This is a genomic window from Paenochrobactrum glaciei, assembly GCF_039522165.1.
Classification (GTDB): Bacteria; Pseudomonadota; Alphaproteobacteria; order Rhizobiales; family Rhizobiaceae; genus Paenochrobactrum; species Paenochrobactrum glaciei.
Genome location: NZ_BAAADE010000001.1, coordinates 840,202 through 862,490, shown reverse-complemented (window position 1 = coordinate 862,490; position 22,289 = coordinate 840,202). Strand labels below are relative to the sequence as shown.

Genomic DNA, 22,289 nt, shown 5'->3' with positions numbered 1-22,289 from the left:
TTGATAAAAACCCGATTATGGTTTTACATTACTTATGTTCAACAGTATCAGTAACTTGCATCACAGAAAGCAACCCGTCAAGGAAGATACGTTCACTGACACTGTCACCGATAAAATGACGGCTTTCATCCGGCAGGCCGAGAAGGCGCACAGCGCCGCGTACAACAAGATCTTTCATTGATAAGAGCGGTTCAACCTTTTCAGGTTTCCACTCAACGACCGGCAAATCAGGCGAAAGCCCTTTACTCAAAAGCCATTCACGGGCTTCTGTTTCCCCGCCCAGACCATCGATCAGCTTTTTCTCCAAAGCCTGACGGCCGGTGAAGATAGAGCCATCGGCCAATGCCAGTGTTTGTTCGCGGGTGAAAGAGCGGCGGGTTTCAACAAGGCCGACAAACCAGTCATAAGAATCCATAATCATATTACGGATCATGGCTTTGGTTTCTTCGCTGGCCGGATTGAAATAGTTCGGCTCTGCTTTCATCGGTGATGATTTGACCGCTTCCATTTTGACGCCGATCTTGTTCATCAGTTCGGAAATGTCAGGATATTGGAACAGCACCCCGATAGAGCCAACGATGGAAGACTGATGCGCGACGATATGGTCGGATGCAACCGCAATCATATAACCGGCAGAGGCTGCCAGATTGCCGACACTGGTTACAACCGGTTTTTTCTCGGCCACTTTACGGATCGCGTTGAAAATGGTTTCGCCGCCAACAGTGGTGCCGCCCGGAGAATCGACGATGACGATCAGGCCTTTAACCGCGTCATTTTTGGCGATGAGTTCCAGTCTTTTCAGTAGTTCTTCATTTTGCGCGATGGTGCCTTCGATGCGCACTTTTGCAATATGCGGTGTGTTCAAACCGGAAAAAGTCGCAGTTTGCGTGGTGGCTATCGCAATCAGAGCCAGTGCCAGCACAATTAAAAATGCACTGCGCCAGAAGGTGAGTTTGCGTCTGATACGACGTCTGTCGATCATGGCGTCGGCAGTCTGGGTCATGGTAGCCTTTTTATGTTTTTCTAAAATATTGATAGAAATCTTGCGGCAGATTATCGCGTCATTACGTTTTAATCTATCTTTTTTACCGCGAATTTAGCTTTATAGTTGTATATGGCCTTGTCTCAGGTCGGTTTGTACCCCAAATAAACCACATTGAAATGAAATTTGCGAGAATTCTGGCGAGAGCCGGATTAGCAGCCGTGTCGGGCAATCGGGCTCGGCCGGATTATTAGTGTTGGATAGTCTTTTGTCTGTGAACGAACATAGCAATGCTCTTTATGCTGAACATGCAGCGGACGCGAACACGCGTTCGGGCATGAATTTTGGCGCGAGCGAAAAAGCTGTATCGGTGTTTCAGGCGGCGCAGCGTCATTCCACGCGCGTAAGGTTTTGGAAAATCGGCTTGCCTATTGCAGCCGTTGTAGTTGGCGCTGTTTTCAGCTGGTTTACATTTTTGGCAACACCTGCCTCTACCGTCAAAGTCAATCTGGGTGACGGATTGGAAAACGGCAAATTGGTGATGGCCAATCCGAATTTGAATGGTTTTACCAAAGAAAACCGCCCTTATAATTTGACTGCGACCAAAGCGACGCAGGATATTAAAAATGAAGGCGTCATCACTTTGGAAGGTATTAGTGCGAAATTGCCGGTGGGTGCTGAAAATCAGGCCATCATCAATGCGCAAAACGGTATTTACGATAATGTGAACGGTCGCATGAAACTGGTTGGTGATTTTACGGTCACGACAACCGATGGATTGATTGCCAAAATGAGTTCGGCTGATGTGAATATTGCCACTGGTCAGATTATGACTGACAGTCCGGTGGATATTCAGAGCGGCTCAACCCATATTCAGGCAAATAAAATGCAGGTTCAGTCGAGCGGCGATGTGGTGGTTTTTGAAGATGAAGTTCATCTGACCATTGTCGCGCCTGAAGGTGAAAAATAATCTTTCTTGGCTGGGCGTGTTTTCGGATGCGGCCAGCTTTTGAAACTTATCAAAGCTTTTATATAAAGTGGCATCAAGCCACAGTGTATTTTAATCAAGCGTGCGATATGGCTGCAATTTGATGCTTCGCATTGTGTAGCGTAGCTTTAGTCTATATTAAAACTTTAATGTTTGTTATGAATTTATTCGTTACATGCTTTACGGTTGTACGATTCAGGGGATCAGATTATGCGCGCAAAATGCGTTGAAATGAAACAAAGCGCAGCTCGCTTCGCGCGCGGCAAGGCAAATGTCTGGCTTGCAGCAGCTGGCCTGGGGCTGGCTTTGAGCATGTCTCCGTTGAGTGCTTCTGCACAAACCGAACAAGTGCCTTTTGGCAGCCTTAACCTTTCTAACGGTAAAGAGCCGGTTAAAATCGACGCAGATCGCTTGGAAATGCGCGATAAAGAAGGCGTTGCGATTTTCATCGGCAATGTGTCTGTCGTACAGGGCGAAACCGTTTTGCGTGCCGGCAAAATGACCGTTCACTATAATAAGGGTGGCGATAAGTCCGACGCAGCTCCGCAGGGGGCAGCCGGCCTATCTGCATCCGGCATTGATCGTCTGGAAGTCAGCGAAAAAGTTTATCTGAAATCAGGCCCTCAGGTCGCAACCGGTGATACCGGTGTTTACAATGCCAAAAACCAGCTGATGGTTTTGCAGGGTAAAAAAGTTGTGCTGACCGATGGTGATAATGTGGCTACAGGCTGCAAAATGACTGCCCATATGGATACTGGCAAAGCCTTTCTCGAGGCTTGCCCGGGTGCCAAAAAGGGTCGTGTTTCCATTATTATGTCGCCTAAATCCGAAGATGGCGGCGCGGCCGCAAACAGACGATAAGCTACAGGGGTTTACGTGGCATCTTTTACTCCTGAGCAAGACCAGAAAACTGCATCTGCAGGACAAAGCACGCATGACCATATGGCGCATGATGACTTTGGCTTGAGTGAACGACGCGGTGATCTGAACAATACACTTGTCGCGCGTGGACTGACTAAAAGCTATAATGGCCGTCAGGTTGTTAATGGCGTGTCTTTTGGTGTGCGCGCTGGTGAAGCGGTTGGTATTCTGGGGCCAAACGGTGCCGGTAAAACCACCTGTTTTTATATGGTGACAGGTTTGGTGCCCGTTGATAGCGGCACCATCGAGATCAATGGTTTCGATGTCACATCCATGCCGATGTATCGCCGCTCGCGCTTAGGCATTGGTTATCTGCCACAGGAAGCATCGATTTTCCGCGGTCTTTCAGTGGAAAATAACATCAAAGCAGTTTTGGAAGTGGTTGAAAAAGACCGCAAGAAACGTGCTTTCGAGCTGGATGCACTGCTGGAAGAATTTCATATTTCGCATTTGCGTAAAGCGCCTGCGATTGCTTTGTCGGGTGGTGAACGTCGCCGTCTTGAAATTGCGCGTGCACTTGCATCACGTCCGAATTTCATGCTGCTTGACGAGCCATTTGCCGGTGTTGACCCGATTGCAGTGTCCGACATTCAGCAATTGGTGCGCCATCTCACCAGCCGCGGCATTGGTGTGCTGATTACTGACCACAATGTGCGTGAAACGCTGGGGCTGATTGATCGCGCTTATATTATTCATGCCGGTCAGGTACTCACTCACGGTAAGCCTGATGAAATTGTGGCCAATCCGGATGTGCGCCGTCTTTATCTGGGTGACCAGTTCACGCTTTAAAAGTGATTTGCTTGTCGTTTTTGACGGGTCGGATTTTTCCGGCCCGTTTCTGTTTTAAAATCAGAGCGTTCGTTTGTATTTTTGTACCTTGTTACGTAGTGTTTTCGTTCAACAATTATTACATTTTAGCCTGAGATGAAGTGATGCCGGTTGACATGAGAGCCCAGCATTCATAAATAACTCGCTTGGTTACAACTGGTGGCCCCAATAATAAACCAGTTGAAAAATAAAGTAGTTAACGGCATCATAGGATATTGATTCATGGCAAAGTAAAAACAATCATTCAATAGCTTTATTTCGGTGAAACGTTGTTGGTTGTTTTGAGAGAAGCGGATTTTGTAAGCAGTTTTATTATAAAATAATTGCTTCTGCCGGATAGAGTATTTAAGACGCGCTTTTGTTTTTGTGAGCTCTTTTCATCGAACAGGATCAAATAGTTCATATTTGTGTAAAGTTTAACATCTGATCGCTTGGCGCTTTGCATTCCATGTGGTTAGATTGAGTCGTAAGATGAACACATATGAGGTATTGCTATATGACTCTGCGTGTATCGGGTAAGCACATGGACGTAGGCGATGCGTTCCGGACCCGCATTAATGATCGGGTGACCGAAGCCGTCAGTAAATATTTTGAACATGGATTTGCAGGGCAAGTTACTGTAACGAAGTCAGGCTCGCGTTTTGCAGCTGATTGCATGTTGCATCTGGATAGCGGTGCAACTTTGCAAAGCACGGGCGAGGCACAAGATCCGCAACTGGCTTTTGATATTGCCGCAGAAAAAATAGAAACACGTTTAAGACGCTATAAGCGACGTCTTAAATCTCGGCAGGCTGCTACAAACACGGGCTATGCTGATATCGCTTATCGTGTTATGGCTCCGCTTCTTGAGGAAGAAGAAGAGCTGCCCGCAGATTACGCACCGACAATTGTCGCGGAATCTTCGGTTACCTTGAGGACTATGAGTGTTGCCTCTGCGGTTGTGGAGCTGGATCTCACCGAACATCCGGTGCTGGTCTTCCGCAATGCGGGCAATGACGAAGTTAACATTGTTTACCGTCGGGCTGACGGCAATATCGGCTGGGTTGATCCGTCAACGGTAACCCGCCAGAATATGCCGAAAGCCTGATTCAATCGTGGAGTTGCGTGCAGCCTGTTTTTGAAAGGCTGCACGTATCTCTTCTGGGCAAGGAAGCCCGCTTGAAGAAGGAATGGAGAGAATGGATCTCAGCGATCTGATTCAGCCGGGGGCGATTATCCCTGCGTTGAAGGCCAGCTCCAAAAAACAGCTTTTACAGATTTTGTCTGAAAAGGCTGCAGAACTGACCGGTCTCCCCGAGAGAGAAATTTTTGAAACGATTCTGCAGCGTGAGCGTCTTGGCTCCACCGGCGTGGGTAATGGTATCGCCATTCCGCACGGCAAGCTGACAGGTATTTCGAAAATTGCCGGCGTATTCGCCCGTCTCGAAACACCGGTTGATTTTGAAGCATTGGACGATCAGCCCGTTGATCTTGTCTTCTTGCTGCTCGCGCCTGAAAATGCCGGTGCGGATCATCTTAAAGCCCTCTCACGCATTGCCAGATTGCTGCGTGATGCCGATGTGGTGGCAAAACTGCGCGGCACCCATGATGTGCAGATTTTATATTCATTTTTAACGACGCATCCGGCGTCGAATGCGGCTTAAATTATTGAAATAATAAAGGCTGCGTCGTGTTTTGCGACGCAGCCTTTTCATTTTAAGTTGCTTTTGCTCAATCTGATTATTGCAGCATAACCGTGCGCAGCTCGTGATCCCACGCGCCTGCTAATGCATTGGCACGCACATCAGACAGGATGATCGGCTCGCCGCTGGCGCCAAACAGTGCCCAGAACTCCATATTAGGAGCAAGTGGCGGGAGTGAGGGGAAATTGCGGCTCAGATCATCCGAGCGCATTTTGCGTACATAGCCGATTTCGCCAGCGCCAAGATTGGCAAATTCTGTTTCAGTTAAAATTGGTTTTGGATGGTTCATAATCATTACCTCCAGCTGACGGGCTTTGAAAGTAAGCCCCGTCATTGAACCTAGAGCGTGATACGCTCTTAATCTCTTATTCCTTGACGGAAATATTAATACGTTTGATCAGGCGTTCAGGCTCTGGCCTGTCGAGATCGATGGACAGAAGGCCGTTTTTCAATTCGCAGCCAATAACCCGCATACCGTCTGCCAGCACAAACATGCGCTGAAACTGGCGGGCCGCGATGCCGCGATGTAGAAATTCACGCTCTGTATCATCACTCTGACGGCCGCGGATAACCAGCTGGTTATCTTCTGTGGTGACGTCGAGATCTTCGCTGGAAAAGCCTGCAACTGCCAGAGAAATACGCAAACGCTCAGAGCCGCTTTCATGGCGCAAACGCTCGATATTATAAGGCGGGTAGCCTTCACCGGATTTGGTCAGGCGTTCCAGTGTCTTTTCCATCGTATCAAAACCGAGCAGTAAAGGGCTCGAAAATGGTGTTAGCCGTGTCATCTTGTCAGTCCTTATCAAAGCGACCGTATGGTGTTGTGAAGACCCGAATCCGGCATCTTCAGCATTTGTAGTAATATGGCTTTTGCGATTACTGACTTCAAGGGGCGCTTATGTAAGCCTGATATAAATGCTTAAGCTGAGTGGCAGATGTGGAAAAACTCAGCTGCTTTTGGCTTCACGCAAAGCTGATGAAAAAGCACTGGCAAAGCTTTCACGATCATCAGGATTAAGAAAGCTGCCTATTTTTAAAATCTGGCCACGGCTTTCAATATTCATGGCGGTGATGCCGATGTCGGGGCGACGATCGACATGAAACTTCGTCCAGAACGGATTGAACTGATGATTTTGCACGCGCCCTGAAGCGGCAATCTGGCGGATATGCAGGGCGGCTTTGGAAACAGATATTTCTTCGCGTGCTTGCGCTGCACGGTAATTGACGCGGAAAGCCCAATAGATCAGAGCAATATCAAGCCCGAAAAAGCCGAAGATCGGCCAGGCACCCAGTGAGAAAAAGGCGAAGCTTATCGAAAGCCAGCAGGCAATCAGCGCTGACATCAACACGATAAACCCTTTGCGCCCGAGCGAGCGATAGGGTTGGAGAAGTGCCTGAAAAATCGGCCTGTCATATTGATCAGGCTGCGCACCGTCGGGATGATAATCAACCATGATAACCTGTTGCTGGCTGCGTCAAGCTTACGACTGTTATGTCACCATAATAGTGATTATAGAGTGGATATGGAACAGCCTAAAGTAAAAACATCCGCTACAGACACGACAACTGCACCAAAGCGTAAAGCCCGCCGCCTTGCCGGTACGCTTTATACGCGCGATGAGGTGCATGAAATATTCCGTCGTTTCAGCATTCAGCGGCCTGAGCCAAAGGGCGAGCTGGAACATGTGAATGTGTTTACATTGCTGGTGGCGGTGGTTTTATCAGCACAGGCAACCGATGCAGGCGTTAATAAAGCGACACGCGCATTATTTGCTATTGCTGACACACCGGCGAAAATGCTGGCACTGGGTGAAGAAACGGTGGGCGAATATATCAAAACCATCGGTCTTTGGCGCAATAAAGCTAAAAATGTCATTCTGCTTTGTGAGGCTTTGATCCGCGATTTTGGCAGTGAAGTGCCGGGTAATCGTGAAGACCTGATGACGCTGCCGGGGGTCGGGCGTAAAACCGCCAATGTGGTTTTAAACATGTCTTTCGGCCAGCCAACCATGGCGGTGGATACGCATATTTTGCGCATTGGTACGCGGATTGGTCTGGCTCCGGCCAAAACGCCCGATGCGGTGGAAGCAATTTTACTGCGGATTATTCCTGAAGAATTTATGCAGCATGCCCATCATTGGCTGATCTTATTCGGGCGTTATACCTGTAAGGCGCGCAAGCCTGAATGTCAGCTCTGTGTGATTGCGGATATTTGTAAATCGGCGTCGAAAACTAATGCCATACCCGCACCCCTGACCACTATCCCTGAAAAACTGGGATAAGGTTTTTCTCCTGACGCATGATCGCTTTATGCAGATGCACCATCATCGTGGCAGCAAAAAGCGGTGTCAGCAGGCTGAGAAGCGGCACTGCCAGAAAACATGCAATGATGAGCCCGCCCAAGAAGATCGTGCCGCTATAGCGCGAGCGTAAGGCCTTGGCCTCTTGTTCCGGGTGATAGCGCATGGCGGCAAATTCGAAGAATTCGCGCCCCAGCAAATAGCCGTTGATGATAAAGAAGGCGATCAGGTTGACACCGGGCACCAACAGCAGCATCAGCGCCAGAATATTACCGGCAATGACAATAATTAAGAATTTGAGCGATACGATCATGGCGCGCCCGATAGGCAGTTCGGTGCCCACCGGTTCATCAGGATAATCTTCCCGCTCGACGATTTCGGCAATATCATCAAGAAAAAGACCGGCAATCAGTGCGGTTACTGGCGCAATCAGCAGGGCGAGCACCAGTGCAAGCCCCATGCCTGCAATGATGGCAGCCACCAGCCCCAGCCAGCCTGTCCATGCCGGAAGACCAGGCAGAAGTGTTTCCAGCCACGGCCATGCAAATGTGAAAAACACTTGTCTGAGTGCTGCCCATGCGCCCATTAATAATAAAATGGTAAGCCCCAGCACTTTCCAGAATACAGCGCGATATTCTGTACTAAACAGGCGTTGCAAGGCGGTTAAGGCAGCCGATAAGACCATAAAAACTCCAGTTATAGATGAGGTCTGCGGGCTTAAAGATAGGTGGTAGACTTTCGTCTCACAAGGGGGAGAGCAAGTTTCGGGTAAGGTTGTGACATGACACAGATATGGTTGGGGCAGGGCGCGGCTTGCGCCGTGCTTCTCACAGATAATTTATGTGCTCTTAGTTTACAGGGTGGCTATTATCACGCCAAAGGGCTAAGTCATCGCATAAATCACCGCAGGAATCTGCTTGATACATAACAACGGGAGCCTTCTGGATTATCTTATGGCTACATATGACGTTCTTTGTATCGGTAACGCGATCGTCGACATTATTGCGCGTTCTGATGATGAATTTTTGGTCTCCAACGGCATTATCAAAGGCGCGATGAACTTAATTGATAGTTCGCGTGCGGAGCTTTTATATAGCCGCATGGGACCGGCGGTTGAAATGTCCGGCGGCAGTGCCGGTAATACGGCTGCTGGTATCGCTAATCTGGGCGGTCGTGCAGCTTATTTCGGTAAAGTGGCCAATGATAGTCTGGGCGGCGTCTTTGCGCATGACATCCGCGCACAAGGTGTGGCTTTTGACACGCGCCCGTTGGAAAACCAGATCCCGACTGCACGTTGCATGGTCTTTGTGACGCCGGATGGTGAGCGTTCGATGAACACTTATCTTGGTGCCTGCGTTGAGCTGGGGCCTGAAGATATTGAAGCGTCAAAAGTGGCAGATTCAAAAGTCACCTATTTTGAAGGCTATTTGTGGGACCCGCCACGCGCCAAGGAAGCCATTCGTCTGGCGGCAAAAGTTGCCCATGATCACGGCCATGAAATGGCAATGACTTTGTCTGACCCGTTCTGTGTTGACCGTTATCGTGACGAGTTTCTGGAACTGATGCGCTCTGGTACGGTCGATATTGTTTTCTCCAATGAGGAAGAGGCAAAATCACTTTATCAGACCGATGATTTTGACACAGCCGTGCAGGCACTTGCCAATGATTGCAAACTTGCAATCGTGACCCGTTCGGAAAAAGGCGCGGTAGTTGTTCGTAAAAACGAGCGCGTGAGCGTTCCGGCTATTGAAATCTCCGAGCTGGTGGACACAACCGGTGCTGGTGATTTGTTCGCGGCTGGTTTCCTCTTTGGTTATACCAATGGTCGCTCGCTGGAAGACAGTGCGCGTCTCGGTGCGTTGGCTGCCGGTATTATCGTGCAGCAGATGGGGCCGCGTTCGCAGGGTAGCTTATCAGGTGCCGCTAAAAATGCCGGACTGCTTTAATTATTTGTCTTAAATCACAAAAAAACGGCTGATATTGTTGCTAATATCAGCCGTTTTTTTATGCGCTTATTTTTGATTAATCTTCGCGGATAACGCCGTCTCGTTTCAGCTCAGCCTCGGTGCGTCCTGGTTGTGGCTTGTAGACTGGCAGTTTCCAGCCGCGGATCAACGCGCCGCCACGCACAATAAAGGCTGCCAGACTGCCGCAAATGACGGCAATCATCATATCAATTTGTGCCAGATGCATCGCTACATAAACGCAGGCACCGGCAAGAGCAGCGGTGACATAAATTTCGCGTTTGAGCAGAACAGATGGTTCACCGGCGATAATATCGCGCAAGACACCGCCAAGGGTGGCGGTGAAAATTCCGGTGACAACGGCAACCATCGGATCGGAGCCCAGATCAAGCCCTTTGGCGGCACCCATGGCGCTGTAGAAGGACAGCCCTAAAGCGTCGAGCCACAACAGCACACGATAACGGGATTCAACCAGATGGGCGGTGAAGTAAACGAGAATGGCAGCAGCCGTGCCGGTGACCAGATAGAGCGGCTCTCTGACCCAGAAAACCGGATCATCACCAAGGATGAGATCACGAATGGTGCCGCCGCCGATACCGGTAACATTGGCCAGAAAGATAAAGCCGACAATATCCAATTGACGTCTGGATGCAGCTAAAGCGCCGGTCGCCGCAAAAACGAAAACGCCGGCATAGTTCAAAAAAGTCAGTATGGTCACTAAGACGCTCCCCGCAACGCCACTCTTATCAGGGAGTGTATTGAGACTGAGCGGGGGCGCAAATGTTTTTTGCGCCCCCGAAATTATAAGGATTGAATGTAGGTTTAGTCTTTTAGCAGAATTTAGGCGTCTTTTGCCTGATCATCTGCTTCAGGAGCGCGTGCTGCGCCACCTTTGGATACACCCACCAGAGCAGGGCGAAGCACGCGGTCGCCAATGGCGTAACCGGTCTGAACAACCTGCACAACGGTGTTGTTTGGCACATCAGGGTTTGGCACTTCAAACATTGCCTGATGGAAATTCGGGTCAAACTTCTGGCCTTCCGGATCAAGCTTGGTCACGCCGTGGCGTTCCAAGGCCTGCAACATGGAGCGTTCGGTCAGATCAACGCCGTCGGCTAAGCCTTTAAGGCCGCTGTCTTCAACGAGTGATTCTGCCGGAATGGCATCCAGCGCACGGCGCAGATTGTCGGAAACGCCCAGCATGTCGCGGGCAAAGTTGGTCACCGCATAGGTTTTGGCATCAGCGACATCGCGCAATGTACGCTTGCGCAGATTTTCCATATCGGCTGCCAGACGCAACAGCTGGTCTTTCAGCGCTGCATTTTCGTCCACCAGATGCGCAAAAGGATTAATTTCCTCTTCGTCAGCCACTTCTTCCATTGCTTCCGCCTTGCGGGACTTCAAAAAATCATCAGCCGCTTTTTTCAGCGCATCCCGGTCACGGGGATTGTTCAGGTCGCGCTTGTCAAGATCGGCTGTTTCAGGGTTTTTCTTTTCTTCAGTCATGATGTTCTTCCGTCTTGAATAAGTGTTTGTGGCGGATATCGAGTGTCAGCGCATGAAAATCAAGGCTTAATGTGCATACCTTGTGCATTCTGACAGTTATAATTGCAATGCCCTCATGGTTTTCGTCATGGTTATCGCAGCAATCGTGAGACAATTTGCGCCGTATAATCGACCATGGGGACGATACGGGCATAATTAAGCCTTGTCGGGCCAATGACGCCAAGCGCACCGACCACGCGTTGTTCGCCGTCGCGGTAAGGCGCCACAACAAGCGAGGAACCGGAAAGCGAGAAAAGCTTGTTTTCCGAGCCGATGAAAATTCGCACCCCTGATCCGGCTTCGGCCAGATCAAGCAATTGGATCATGCCGTCTTTGGTTTCCAGATCATCAAAAAGATGGCGCAAGCGCTCCAGATCATCCTGAGCGCTGATATTTTCAAGCAAGTTGGAGCGGCCACGCACGATCAGGCGGGCAGGCTGGTCGGAGCCGCTGCCACCCCAAATGGCAAGCCCTTGGGCAACAAGGCTTTGCGACAGGCTGTCGAGTGCCTCGCGGGTTTCGTTTTTAAGCTTTTCCAATTCATTGCGTGCTTCGGTGAGGGTGCGGCCATGAATATGGGCATTGAGAAAATTGGAGGCTTCAATGAGTTGTGACGCGCTCACACCGGGCGGCAGTTCCAGCACGCGGTTTTCCACATCACCATTTTGCATCACAAGCACAGCTAAAGCGCGCGTTGGTTCAAGGCGCACAAATTCAATATGTTTCAGCGCGCCTTCTGCCTTGGTGGCCAGCACCAGACCCGCACCTCTGGAGAGGCCGGACAGTACCTGACTTGCTTCCGTCAGGATATTTTCAACCGAATGGGTTTGTCCGGCAGCACGCACCTGCGCTTCAATGCTGGAGCGCTCATCGGGTGGCAGATCGCCGATTTCAAGAAAGGCATCGACAAAAAAACGCAAGCCGATTTGTGTCGGCATACGGCCTGCCGAAATATGCGGCGAGTAAATCAGCCCTAAGTGTTCCAGATCGCTCATCACATTGCGGATGGTGGCGGGTGACAAGGCTTGCGGCAGAATACGCGCCAGATTGCGGGAGCCGACCGGATCGCCGTCATTCAGATAGCTTTCGACAATCCGGCGAAAGATTTCGCGCGAACGCTGGTCAAGCGAACTGAGAACGTCATGTGCTGGTGACTGGATCATCGTCCCGCCTTAAACCTTGTGCCTAAATGTGATGTCGCTCCTTAAATATAAGGTGGCAAGTGCCAAGGTCAAAGACTTTGAATGAAACTGTTAAAACAGTTGTGTAAAGGCTATGATAAAAACTGGCTTGTGAAATGCCTTTCTATTTGCGTCATTGCGGCTTAAAAGCAGAAACTTCTTATATGAATCGGGGTTAAATCTTATGCGTCCATCCAATCGTGCAGCCGATGAAATGCGGGCTGTTTCTTTCGAGCGTGGTATTTCCAAACATGCGGAAGGCTCTTGCCTCGTCAAATTTGGCGATACACATGTGCTGTGCACTGCAAGCTTGGAAGAAAAAGTGCCGGGCTGGATGCGTAATACCGGTAAAGGTTGGGTCACTGCGGAATATGGCATGCTGCCACGTTCAACAGGTGACCGTATGCGCCGTGAAGCAGCCGCTGGCAAGCAGGGTGGCCGCACACAGGAAATCCAGCGTCTGATCGGCCGCTCGCTGCGTGCGGTTGTTGATATGCAGGCTTTGGGCGAGTTTCAGATTACTGTTGACTGCGATGTTATTCAGGCTGACGGCGGCACCCGTACCGCGGCGATTACCGGTGGCTGGCTAGCGCTGCATGATTGCCTGCGCTGGATGGAAAGCCGTCAGATGGTCAAGCTCGACAAAGTGCTGAAAGACCATGTTGCTGCAATTTCCTGCGGTATTTATGAAGGCACACCGGTGCTTGATCTGGATTATCCGGAAGATTCAGCCGCTCAGACCGATGCGAATTTCGTTATGACCGGTTCAGGCGGCATTGTTGAAATTCAGGGTACGGCTGAAGGTGTTCCTTTCTCCGAAGAAGAATTTGCCAATCTGATGGCTTTGGCCAAAACCGGCGTAAACCGTCTGGTTTCTTTGCAGAAAATGGCTGTAGCCTGATTGTCTGATTGATAAAAATTTGAATGTGGTGCTGAAACTATGAAAAAACTTGAAGAAACCAAGCTGGTCGTTGCCTCGCATAATGCAGGAAAGCTGCGCGAATTTGATGATCTGTTGGGGCCATTCGGTTTTGAAACACAGTCTGCCGGTCAGCTCGGACTGCCGGAGCCTGATGAAACCGGCACCACATTTGAAGAAAATGCTTATATCAAAGCCTATGCTGCGGCCAGCGCCACAGGATTGCCGGCTTTGTCTGATGATTCAGGCCTTGTCGTTGATGCACTTGACGGAAACCCGGGAGTTTATACCGCTAATTGGGCAGAATTGCCTGATGGCAGCCGTGATTTTGCCATGGCAATGGGCAAGGTTGAAGATGCTATGCAGGCTAAAGGTGCCACTGAACCGCAACAACGTAAAGGCCGTTTCGTGTCGGTGATTTGTCTGGCTAAGCCTGATGGTTCAGCTGAGTATTATCGCGGCGAAGTGGAAGGTCAGCTGGTTTGGCCACCACGCGGTGAATTGGGCTTTGGCTTTGATCCTGTCTTTTTGCCGGATGGCTATGACAAGACATTTGGCGAGATGACCGCGCAGGAAAAACATGGCTGGAAACCGGGTGACAAACATGCGCTCTCGCATCGTGCCCGTGCCTTCCAGCTTTTCGCCCGTGATCTATTGGGCATCGAATAATTTTATTGAAAATAGGTATTAAAAAGTTTGGAACTGAACACCGCGCAGGCTTTGCAGCACCCGATCGCAACCTCTGATGGGGAAAATGCTTTTGGCATTTATCTGCATTGGCCGTTTTGCATGGCCAAATGCCCATATTGTGACTTCAACAGCCATGTGCGCCACCAGCCGGTGGATCAGGAACGCTTTGCAGCCGCCTTTAATCGTGAAATGGAAACTCTGCGCGAACGTACAGGGCCGCGCACGGTTACCAGTATTTTTTTGGGCGGTGGTACGCCTTCTTTGATGCAGCCTGCAACGGTTGCTTCGCTTTTGGATGGTATTGCCAAACGTTGGTCAGTTGCCGACAATATTGAAATCTCACTTGAAGCCAATCCGACCAGTGTGGAAGCGGATCGTTTTCGCGGCTATCGTGCGGCCGGTGTTAATCGTGTGTCGCTTGGTGTGCAGGCATTGAATGATCGTGATCTGCGCCGTCTTGGCCGTTTGCATTCGGTCGATGAGGCAAAAGTGGCAATCGGTCTGGCGCGTGAGATTTTCCCACGTCTCTCATTTGATCTGATTTATGCCCGCCCTGACCAAACCATTGAAGACTGGCGTGACGAGTTGAAAGAAGCCATTTCACTGGCCGCCGATCATTTGTCGCTTTATCAGCTGACAATTGAAGAAGGCACGCAGTTTTATAATCTTTGGAAGGCCGGAAAACTGGTGACACCGGAGCCGGATCATGCCGCAGCGCTTTATGAGGAAACGCAAAGAGTGACTGCCGAGCACGGGCTTCCGGCTTATGAAGTTTCCAATCATGCGGTTCCGGGGCGTGAATCGCAGCATAATCTGGTTTATTGGCGCTATGGCCAATATGTTGGTGTGGGGCCGGGGGCGCATGGCCGCTTCATTGAAAATGATACGCGTACGGTGACGATTACCGAAAAACATCCTGAAACATGGCTGGAGCGGGTTGAAAATACCGGCCACGGTATTGTTGAGCAGGAGCATCTCAACGGTAATCAGCAAGGCGACGAGTTTCTGATGATGGGTTTGCGTCTGCGTGAAGGGGTTGATTTGCGCCGCTATCAGCGCCTGACTGGTCACACTATTAATGAAGACCGCCTGAACCGCTTGATCGAGCAGGGAGCGCTTGAACGCATGAATGATGATTTCATTCGCGCCACGCCTGCCGGATCATTATTGCTGGATGCAGTGGTGGCTGATCTGTCATTATAATGTTATTCACTTCGGTGATTGAATTTTTTAAGGTTTTTGCTGGTGGAAGACGAAGTTAAATCGCGTGATTATGTCATTGGTGGTGTTCCGCAACGGGCACGCCCTTTGGAGCCAGCGCTTTATATTGTCTCGACCCCTATCGGAAACTTAGGCGATATGACCCTGCGTGGTATTGAAACCATTGCCGGTGCCGATATTCTGGCATGTGAAGATACGCGAGTAACACGCGTATTGCTTGACCGATTTGGCGTTACACGTCGCCCCGTTGCTTATCATGAGCATAATGCAACGGAAGCAGGGCCCAAATTGATTGCCGCTCTGATGGAGGGCAAAAGTGTGGCGCTGGTGTCTGATGCCGGCACACCGCTTGTTTCTGATCCGGGCTTTCGTTTGGTGGGCGAGGCACGTAGCTCAGGCATCAAAGTGGTTCCGGTTCCGGGGGCTTCTGCCGTTCTGGCGGCTTTGACTGCCACAGGTTTGCCGACTGATACATTTATGTTTTGCGGGTTTTTGCCGCCCAAACAAGGCCAGCGCCGTGCGCGGTTAGAAGCGCTGAAAGCCATTGATACGACGCTGATTTTCTTTGAATCACCTAATCGTGCCGCCGCTGCCTTAAGTGATATGGTGCATGTGTTTGGTGAAACCCGCGAAGGCGCTTTGTGCCGCGAGCTGACCAAGGCTTATGAAACGGTTGTCACGGCTCCTTTGCGTGAATTGTCTGAAACCTATGATGGCGAAGACCGTATTCGCGGTGAAGTGGTTTTGCTGGTGGCGCCGCCGGAAGAACAGGCCGTGGTTACAAGTGCTCAAGACATGGACAAGTTGCTGTTGTCACTCGCTCAGGAAATGCCGACATCAAAAGCAGCGGCAGAAGCTGCCCGTATGACGGGCGCGAAAAAGTCTGATCTTTATCAGCGGCTGATTGCGCTTAAGAGCAGCGAATGAATAAATTTAAGGAAAAGCGTCAGGCAGCATTTTCCTTAGGACATCGCGCCGAATTTCTGGCAAGTTTTAGCTTGATGCTCAAAGGCTACAGGATTATTGAGCGCCGTTATCGCACCAAACTTGGCGAAATTGACCTGATTGCACGACGCGGCAATCAGGTGCTGATTGTTGAAGTGAAAGCGCGTGCTCAAACTGCATCGGCAATGGATGCGGTGGATGTGCAATCCATGCGCCGCATAGAAGCGGCAGCCGATTTATGGCTCGCCAGACAGCCTGATTATGCGCAGCTTTCATTGCGCTTTGATCTCATCATTGTGCGCCCTATGCGTTGGCCTGCACATTATCCGGCCTTTTTCATGAGCCGTTAATTCGGGAATGAAAAACCTTCCGCGCGTGGAAGCGCAGAAAAGCAATTGCTATTCATAGGCCCGCCGCGCAAGCGCATTTCTTATCAAGCTCTAGCCGTTAGGCGATACTGCTCTTTATGTTTGAAAGGGTGGGTAGAGTGTCAGAATCTGTTTCTCTTTTAGCCGATTTTCCGGTTTTTTTCCGCGTTGCTGACAAGCCGGTGCTGGTAATCGGCAATGGCGAAGAAGCGCTGAATAAGGCACGGCTTTTGCACCAGACCCAAGCCCGCATCCGCATTGTCGCTGATCATCCTGAACCTGTTCTGGCGGATTTTCTGCGTGAAACAGCCATCGAAAATTTTGCCCGTGATGTGAAAGACACGGATTTTCTCGACGCAAAACTGGTCTTTATTGCTAGTGGTGACAAAGCAACTGATTATGTTTTGGCAAAGCGCATTCAGGCGCATCACATTCCGGTTAATGTGGTTGATCGCCCGCAGCTTTGTGATTTTCTGACCCCTGCCATTGTCAATCGTGCGCCGGTAACCATTGCTATCGGTTCGGAAGGGGCGGGGCCTGTTTTAACCCAAATGATCCGTGCGCGGATTGAGGGAATGCTAGCGCCGCAATTAGGCGCATTGGCAAGGTTGGCGGTGCAATTTCGGGCACAGGCTGATGCCCTGATTGAAAAAGGGGCAGCACGGCGCAATTTCTGGCGTAGCTTTTTTGAAGGCAGGGTTGCCGCGGCACTCGAAGGTGGAAATGAAAAAGCTGCCCATGATGAAGCGCGCATCTTGTTGCAAAATGCCAGCATTCAACACAGTGCCCAAAAACAAACCGGCTATGTCTGGTTGGTGGGGGCGGGAGCCGGAGCCGAAGATTTGCTCACGCTACGTGCTCATCGTGTGCTGATGAATGCGGATGTGATCATTTATGATGCGCTGGTGCCGGAAGCAATTGTGGCAATGGGCAGACGTGATGCAACCCGCATTTTGGTTGGTAAACGCAAAGGCTGCCATTCTAAAAGTCAGGATGAGATCAGCCAGTTGCTGGTTGATGAGGCGCGTCTTGGCAAACAGGTGGTGCGGTTAAAATCCGGTGATCCGTTGATTTATGGGCGCGCAGGCGAAGAAATGGCAGCGCTGAGAGCGGCAAATATTTCGTTTGAAGTGGTGCCCGGCATAACATCGGCTTTTGCCGCCGCTGCCGATATGGAATTGCCGCTGACATTACGCGGTGTTGCTTCATCGCTGATTTTTACCACCGGACACGACATGCAGGGCGAAACCTTACCGGATTGGGCGCGTCTGGCTGTCTCAGGTGCAACGATTGCCATTTATATGGGGCGCAGTGTGGCAGGTGATGTGGCTTCACGCTTGATGAGCGCTGGTTTGCCCGCTGATACGAGTGTCGCGGCAATTGAAAATGCCAGCCGTCAGGACAAGCGACTTTTTCACGGCACTTTGAAAGATTTGCCGGACTTAAGCTTACGTGAAGATTTGCACGGGCCGGTGATGGTGATCATCGGCGAGGCGGTCGCTGGTGCGTCGTTAAAAAATGCAGAGCCTTTAAGCCGGCAGCAACATTTTGCTGCGGCTTGAAACATTAAATCAGGAGCGAAAATCATGGTTGTAAAAGTTCTGACTGCCAATCGTTTGCTGGATGGTGTGGCTGTGTGGCTGGGGGCTGATGGCAAATGGCAAAAAAACCTGAAAGGCGCTTTGGTTGCGCGTCATGCACAAGCCGTGGAAGCGCTGGAAGCGGCAGGGCGCGCAGCCTCGCTTTTTGATGAAGTGGTGGATGTCAATGTCATTGAGGTGGAAGACAATGACGAGGGCTTAAGCCCGTTGCGTCTGCGCGAGCGCATCAGAGTGAGCGGCCCGACCATTGTGACATTTGGAACTGCAAAGCCTGCTTATTAATTCTCCGTTTTAAAAGGCCAGACTATGTATCGTTATGACGAGTTTGACCGCGATTTTGTGAAAGCGCGTGTTGCCCAGTTTAAAGATCAGGTAGAGCGTCGCCTCTCTGGTGAAATGAGTGAAGACCAGTTCAAACCCTTGCGGTTGATGAATGGTCTTTATCTGCAATTGCACGCCTATATGCTGCGGGTCGCTATTCCTTACGGCACTTTGTCATCGCGGCAATTGCGCAAACTGGGCTCGATTGCACGGCGCTATGACCGTGGTTATGGCCATTTCACCACCAGACAGAATATCCAGTTCAACTGGCCGGCCTTGAAAGATGTGCCAGCCATTTTAGATGAATTGGCGGAAGTGGAAATGCACGCCATTCAAACATCGGGCAACTGCATCCGCAATGTGACGGCCGATCATTTTGCCGGTGCGGCTGCCGATGAAGTGGCTGATCCGCGCCCTTTTGCCGAGATTTTGCGGCAGTGGTCGTCGCTGCATCCGGAGTTTTCTTATCTGCCGCGTAAATTTAAGATTGCGATTGTTGGTGCTGATAATGACCGCGCCGCCATTCAGGTGCATGATATCGGCTTGCAGCTGAAGAAAAACGAAGCGGGTGCTTTGGGCTTGAGTGTCTATATTGGTGGCGGGCAGGGACGCACGCCGATGGTGGCGCGCAAAATCCGTGAATTTTTGCCGGTTGAAGATATGCTGACTTATATCACGGCGATTGTGCGGGTTTATAATTTGCACGGGCGCCGCGATAATAAATATAAAGCGCGCATCAAAATTCTGGTGCACGAAACCGGCATTGACGAACTGGCACAGGAAATTGAAGCGCAATGGGAAGCAATTAGACATTCGGATTTGCAACTGCCGCAAAGCGACATTGATGCCATTCAGCATTATTTCAAAATGCCGGATTTGCCTGAGCGGTCTGAAGGTTGGGTATTATTGGCACAAGCCCAAAAGGCCGATCAGGGTTTCAGCGCATGGGTGGCGCAAAATGTAACGCGTCATAAACATCCTGATTATGGTGTGGTGACAATTTCCCTAAAACCCATTGGCGGTATTCCGGGCGATGCCAATGCCGAACAAATGGAACTGATTGCCGATGTTGCGCAGCGTTTTTCGTTCGATGAAATCCGCGTCAGTCACGAGCAAAATCTGGTGCTGCCGCATGTGGCCTTGGCTGATCTGAAAGCGGTTTATGATGCACTGAAAACCGAGCAATTGGTGACCGCCAATGCAGGGTTGATTACCGATATTATTGCCTGCCCGGGGCTTGATTATTGCTCGCTTGCCAATGCGCGTGCCATTCCGGTGGCGCAGCGTATCAGCCAGCGTTTTGGTGACCATCAGCGCCAGCTTGATATTGGTGATCTGAAGATTAAAATTTCCGGCTGCATCAATGCTTGCGGCCATCATCATGTTGGTCATATCGGCATTTTGGGCGTGGAGAAAAAGGGCGAGGAACTCTATCAGATAACGCTGGGTGGTTCGGCCGATGCACATACCAGTATCGGTGATATTATCGGGCGGGGTTTTTCGTCTGAAGATATTGTCGATGCGATTGAAAAGCTGGTCGATGCTTATCTGGAGGTGCGGCTTGATGCAGCTGAAACCTTCCTGACGGCGTATCGCCGTCTGGGGGCAGAACCGTTCAAGCAAGCCCTTTACGGCGAGCCTGCCCATGCCGCCTGAGCCACAGCTAAACCAAGAGATACGGGTGGCGGCACAGGCACGTTTGCTGGAAGCAAGCCACGGCGCGCGTGAGCCACAGGTGATTATCGAGCAGGCTCACAGGGTTTTTGGTTTGAGAGCCTTGGCGCTGGTTTCTTCTTTCGGAGCGGAATCAGCGGTGCTTTTGCATATGGTGGCGCAAATTGATCCCAATATTCCGGTGCTGTTTTTAGATACGGGCAAGCATTTCACTGCGACATTGGATTATCGCCATCAGTTGACGCAACAATTGGGCTTGCAAAATGTGCAGGATATTACGCCCCTCACTGAAAGTTTGCGGCGTGATGACCCTTATGGCGCTTTATCGATGACGGACAAAGACCGCTGTTGCTTTTTGCGCAAAGTCGAGCCGATGACGCGGGCGGTTGCACCGTTTAAAGCTTGGATGACAGGACGCAAACAGTTTCAGGCTGCAACACGCCAGCACTTGCCGAGCTTTGAGGCGGTTGGTGTGCGCATTCGCATCAATCCGCTGGCGCATTGGCAAAGTGATGATCTCATTACCTATATGCGGCATCATGATCTGCTGGAGCATCCGCTGACTTTGCAAAATTATCGCTCCATTGGTTGCATGCCCTGTACCCGCCCCGTTGAAGAGGGCGAGGATCAGCGCGCGGGACGTTGGGCGGGCTCAGATAAAACCGAATGCGGCATTCATTTGAGTGGCTTGACGCAACAGCTGGAGCAAAAGGGAGCGATTAAATGAGTGCTTATTTGTGGACGGCAGATGGTTTCAAGCCGGATGATTATCAGTTTCGGCAAGATTTGTCTGAGGAGACAGATGCAGAAGCGGTGTTGTTGCCGCTCAATATCTGGTTGCAGGAAGGCGAGGCTTATTACGCGCAAACCAATCATAGATTGGGGGTGCGGGTGGAAGCGGGTGAGGATATCACGCAGCTTTTTTCTACCCTTGACCGATTGTCGCTGATTGCGCTGGATTTTCCGGCTTTTAATGACGGGCGCTCTTATTCCAAGGCGGAGCTTTTGCGAGCGCAAGGCTTTAAAGGGGAGCTGCGTGCCGTAGGCGATGTGCTGATTGATCAGGCGGCTTTGATGCTGCGTTCCGGTTTTGATACGCTGGAAGTGCGTCATCCAACGGCTGTGAAGCGTTTACAGGCAGGGGAATTGGTCGATACGCCTCATTATTATCAGCCGGGCTCCGGTTCGGTACGTCAGAAAGGCGAGTTTAGCTGGCGCCGTTTCAGGGAATAGATAAAAACCGATATTCAGGCATTTTCGTTTGAGCCCGGATGGGGTAATAAGCCCATATCTACAATGAGCGCATATCTTGTAACGGGAATGAAGTGAAAATGATCCGTCATATCGTATTTTTTAGCGTCAAAGAGGGGCAGGATATTGATGTGGTGCGCGAAGGGCTGGAGCGCCTGAAAGCCATTCCGCATTCGGATGTGTTTGAAGTTTTGCCGAACAGTAAAGTTGACCCGATGTGCGACCGGATTGATCTGGTGGTCTATGGCGAGTTTAAAGATGAAGCCGCACTCTTTGCGTTTAAGGCAGACCCTATCTATGCTGCGACCACCCAATATGTGCGCCCGATGCGCGAGATGCGCTTTTCCGCCGATGTGGAAACATTGCTTGGTGGCACAGTCTAAGGGCAGTTTTTTGTAAAATTGGCACGTTGAACACAAAAACCACAGTGTTTATGTAAGGTCTGACAACAGAAATGTTGAAGAATGGCACGAATAGTGGTTGTGTAAGCGTGAGCTTGATTAACTTTTCGCATTCGGCGTATGAACAACAAATCTTCCGGCCTCTTGTCAGGTCAATCAATCAGGAACTACAAATGGACGATTATGAAAAATATGCCACAGGTCTGATGATCGTATTCGGCGCTCTGATCATTGGTGGTCTTATGGCTGTTAATATCGTCGCGCATGACAAGCCGGGCTTTTTGTTTGCTCTGGGTGCTGCTGTTGTTGCCTGGTTCTCGGCTTTTGCGGTTATTTTTGACAAGCCGCGCCTTTATGGCGTGATGATTGCGGCAGCGATTGCGCTGGTTGGTGCATCTATCACTGCTTATGTGACCTGAGCCGGTCTGGTCAGTCTATTCGGTTTTTATGTAATAACCCCGGTTCATCCGGGGTTATTGCGTTTTAGGTCGCCATTAAAAACAATGC

At 50.5% G+C, this 22,289-nt stretch carries 26 protein-coding genes and 1 pseudogene; 19 read left to right on the top strand and 8 right to left on the bottom strand.

The features are described 5' to 3' along the window. Positions 1–28 precede the first annotated feature (28 nt). A complete protein-coding gene (gene sppA / locus ABDZ76_RS04115; RefSeq protein WP_343801696.1) occupies positions 29–1,003 on the bottom strand; it encodes a signal peptide peptidase SppA in 975 nt (324 codons plus the stop codon). Between the two features lie 253 nt (positions 1,004–1,256). Here sppA and lptC point away from each other — a divergent pair, with 253 nt between their 5' ends. From lptC to ptsN, 5 genes and pseudogenes are all read left to right on the top strand, one after another. After that, complete coding sequence (gene lptC, locus ABDZ76_RS04110; protein ID WP_343803041.1) at positions 1,257–1,952, top strand: LPS export ABC transporter periplasmic protein LptC; 696 nt, start codon at positions 1,257–1,259, stop codon at positions 1,950–1,952. A 330-nt stretch (positions 1,953–2,282) separates the two neighbouring features. Continuing rightward, on the top strand, positions 2,283–2,831 hold the full coding sequence (locus ABDZ76_RS04105) for an LptA/OstA family protein (RefSeq protein WP_343803038.1): 549 nt from the start codon (positions 2,283–2,285) through the stop codon (positions 2,829–2,831). A 123-nt stretch (positions 2,832–2,954) separates the two neighbouring features. After that, positions 2,955–3,680 (top strand): annotated as a pseudogene (lptB, locus tag ABDZ76_RS04100) (LPS export ABC transporter ATP-binding protein); the annotation flags it as partial. A 535-nt stretch (positions 3,681–4,215) separates the two neighbouring features. Continuing rightward, a complete protein-coding gene (hpf, locus tag ABDZ76_RS04095) occupies positions 4,216–4,806 on the top strand; it encodes a ribosome hibernation-promoting factor, HPF/YfiA family (RefSeq protein ID WP_343801693.1) in 591 nt (196 codons plus the stop codon). 91 nt (positions 4,807–4,897) lie between these two features. Continuing rightward, positions 4,898–5,362: a PTS IIA-like nitrogen regulatory protein PtsN gene (gene ptsN / locus ABDZ76_RS04090; protein WP_343801690.1), complete on the top strand. Its 465-nt coding sequence runs from the start codon at positions 4,898–4,900 to the stop codon at positions 5,360–5,362. 76 nt (positions 5,363–5,438) lie between these two features. Here the strand turns inward: ptsN and ABDZ76_RS04085 are convergent, their stop codons facing one another. The 3 genes from ABDZ76_RS04085 to ABDZ76_RS04075 all read right to left on the bottom strand — a co-directional run bounded on the left by ABDZ76_RS04085 (position 5,439) and on the right by ABDZ76_RS04075 (position 6,855). Next, a complete protein-coding gene (locus ABDZ76_RS04085; RefSeq protein WP_343801687.1) occupies positions 5,439–5,690 on the bottom strand; it encodes a BQ00720 family protein in 252 nt (83 codons plus the stop codon). Positions 5,691–5,766: 76 nt separating this feature from the next. Beyond that, a complete protein-coding gene (locus tag ABDZ76_RS04080) occupies positions 5,767–6,189 on the bottom strand; it encodes an Hsp20 family protein (protein WP_343801684.1) in 423 nt (140 codons plus the stop codon). A gap of 159 nt (positions 6,190–6,348) precedes the next feature. After that, positions 6,349–6,855, bottom strand: coding sequence for a DUF2244 domain-containing protein (locus tag ABDZ76_RS04075; RefSeq protein ID WP_343801681.1), 507 nt, complete (start codon positions 6,853–6,855; stop codon positions 6,349–6,351). 69 nt (positions 6,856–6,924) lie between these two features. On the opposite strand from ABDZ76_RS04075, the gene nth reads away from it, so the two are divergent. Beyond that, positions 6,925–7,683 (top strand): endonuclease III, encoded by a 759-nt coding sequence (gene nth / locus ABDZ76_RS04070; protein WP_343801678.1) that lies wholly within the window; start codon positions 6,925–6,927, stop codon positions 7,681–7,683. Here the strand turns inward: nth and ABDZ76_RS04065 are convergent. After that, positions 7,661–8,386, bottom strand: a complete 726-nt coding sequence (locus tag ABDZ76_RS04065) for a sulfate transporter family protein (protein WP_343801675.1) — start codon at positions 8,384–8,386, stop codon at positions 7,661–7,663. The genes nth and ABDZ76_RS04065 overlap by 23 nt on opposite strands. A 268-nt stretch (positions 8,387–8,654) precedes the next feature. Between ABDZ76_RS04065 and ABDZ76_RS04060 the strand changes: the two genes are divergently transcribed. Next, the gene (locus ABDZ76_RS04060) at positions 8,655–9,647 is read left to right on the top strand and encodes an adenosine kinase (protein WP_343801672.1); all 993 of its coding nucleotides are present in this window, start codon (positions 8,655–8,657) and stop codon (positions 9,645–9,647) included. 76 nt (positions 9,648–9,723) lie between these two features. Here ABDZ76_RS04060 and ABDZ76_RS04055 read toward each other — a convergent pair whose 3' ends face one another. From ABDZ76_RS04055 to hrcA, 3 genes are all read right to left on the bottom strand, one after another. After that, positions 9,724–10,383 (bottom strand): trimeric intracellular cation channel family protein, encoded by a 660-nt coding sequence (locus tag ABDZ76_RS04055; RefSeq protein ID WP_343801669.1) that lies wholly within the window; start codon positions 10,381–10,383, stop codon positions 9,724–9,726. Positions 10,384–10,505: 122 nt separating this feature from the next. After that, positions 10,506–11,171, bottom strand: a complete 666-nt coding sequence (gene grpE, locus ABDZ76_RS04050; RefSeq protein WP_184223312.1) for a nucleotide exchange factor GrpE — start codon at positions 11,169–11,171, stop codon at positions 10,506–10,508. Between the two features lie 131 nt (positions 11,172–11,302). Further along, entirely contained in the window at positions 11,303–12,373 is a 1,071-nt protein-coding gene (gene hrcA, locus ABDZ76_RS04045; protein WP_184223314.1) for a heat-inducible transcriptional repressor HrcA, read from the bottom strand. Between the two features lie 202 nt (positions 12,374–12,575). Between hrcA and rph the strand changes: the two genes are divergently transcribed. From rph to ABDZ76_RS03985, 12 genes are all read left to right on the top strand, one after another. After that, on the top strand, positions 12,576–13,292 hold the full coding sequence (rph, locus tag ABDZ76_RS04040) for a ribonuclease PH (protein ID WP_343801658.1): 717 nt from the start codon (positions 12,576–12,578) through the stop codon (positions 13,290–13,292). 39 nt (positions 13,293–13,331) lie between these two features. Further along, the gene (gene rdgB / locus ABDZ76_RS04035; RefSeq protein WP_343801655.1) at positions 13,332–13,979 is read left to right on the top strand and encodes an RdgB/HAM1 family non-canonical purine NTP pyrophosphatase; all 648 of its coding nucleotides are present in this window, start codon (positions 13,332–13,334) and stop codon (positions 13,977–13,979) included. Positions 13,980–14,099: 120 nt separating this feature from the next. Next, the gene (hemW, locus tag ABDZ76_RS04030) at positions 14,100–15,203 is read left to right on the top strand and encodes a radical SAM family heme chaperone HemW (protein ID WP_374844556.1); all 1,104 of its coding nucleotides are present in this window, start codon (positions 14,100–14,102) and stop codon (positions 15,201–15,203) included. Between the two features lie 42 nt (positions 15,204–15,245). After that, complete coding sequence (rsmI, locus tag ABDZ76_RS04025; protein WP_374844530.1) at positions 15,246–16,148, top strand: 16S rRNA (cytidine(1402)-2'-O)-methyltransferase; 903 nt, start codon at positions 15,246–15,248, stop codon at positions 16,146–16,148. Next, on the top strand, positions 16,145–16,516 hold the full coding sequence (locus tag ABDZ76_RS04020; RefSeq protein ID WP_343801652.1) for a YraN family protein: 372 nt from the start codon (positions 16,145–16,147) through the stop codon (positions 16,514–16,516). The genes rsmI and ABDZ76_RS04020 overlap by 4 nt, the downstream gene beginning before the upstream one ends. Positions 16,517–16,632: 116 nt before the next feature. Further along, positions 16,633–18,096 (top strand): siroheme synthase CysG, encoded by a 1,464-nt coding sequence (gene cysG, locus ABDZ76_RS04015; protein ID WP_374844529.1) that lies wholly within the window; start codon positions 16,633–16,635, stop codon positions 18,094–18,096. Between the two features lie 24 nt (positions 18,097–18,120). Further along, entirely contained in the window at positions 18,121–18,417 is a 297-nt protein-coding gene (locus ABDZ76_RS04010; RefSeq protein WP_343801650.1) for a DUF2849 domain-containing protein, read from the top strand. A 24-nt stretch (positions 18,418–18,441) separates the two neighbouring features. After that, complete coding sequence (locus ABDZ76_RS04005; RefSeq protein ID WP_343801646.1) at positions 18,442–20,112, top strand: nitrite/sulfite reductase; 1,671 nt, start codon at positions 18,442–18,444, stop codon at positions 20,110–20,112. Further along, positions 20,102–20,857 carry a phosphoadenylyl-sulfate reductase gene (locus ABDZ76_RS04000; protein WP_343801643.1) on the top strand — a complete coding sequence of 252 codons (756 nt, stop codon included), beginning with the start codon at positions 20,102–20,104 and terminating at the stop codon, positions 20,855–20,857. The genes ABDZ76_RS04005 and ABDZ76_RS04000 overlap by 11 nt, the downstream gene beginning before the upstream one ends. After that, positions 20,854–21,363, top strand: a complete 510-nt coding sequence (locus tag ABDZ76_RS03995) for a DUF934 domain-containing protein (RefSeq protein WP_343801640.1) — start codon at positions 20,854–20,856, stop codon at positions 21,361–21,363. The genes ABDZ76_RS04000 and ABDZ76_RS03995 overlap by 4 nt, the downstream gene beginning before the upstream one ends. 98 nt (positions 21,364–21,461) lie before the next feature. Beyond that, positions 21,462–21,764 carry a Dabb family protein gene (locus tag ABDZ76_RS03990; RefSeq protein WP_343801637.1) on the top strand — a complete coding sequence of 101 codons (303 nt, stop codon included), beginning with the start codon at positions 21,462–21,464 and terminating at the stop codon, positions 21,762–21,764. A 191-nt stretch (positions 21,765–21,955) separates the two neighbouring features. Next, positions 21,956–22,201, top strand: coding sequence for a hypothetical protein (locus ABDZ76_RS03985; RefSeq protein ID WP_184223333.1), 246 nt, complete (start codon positions 21,956–21,958; stop codon positions 22,199–22,201). Positions 22,202–22,289: the final 88 nt, after the last annotated feature.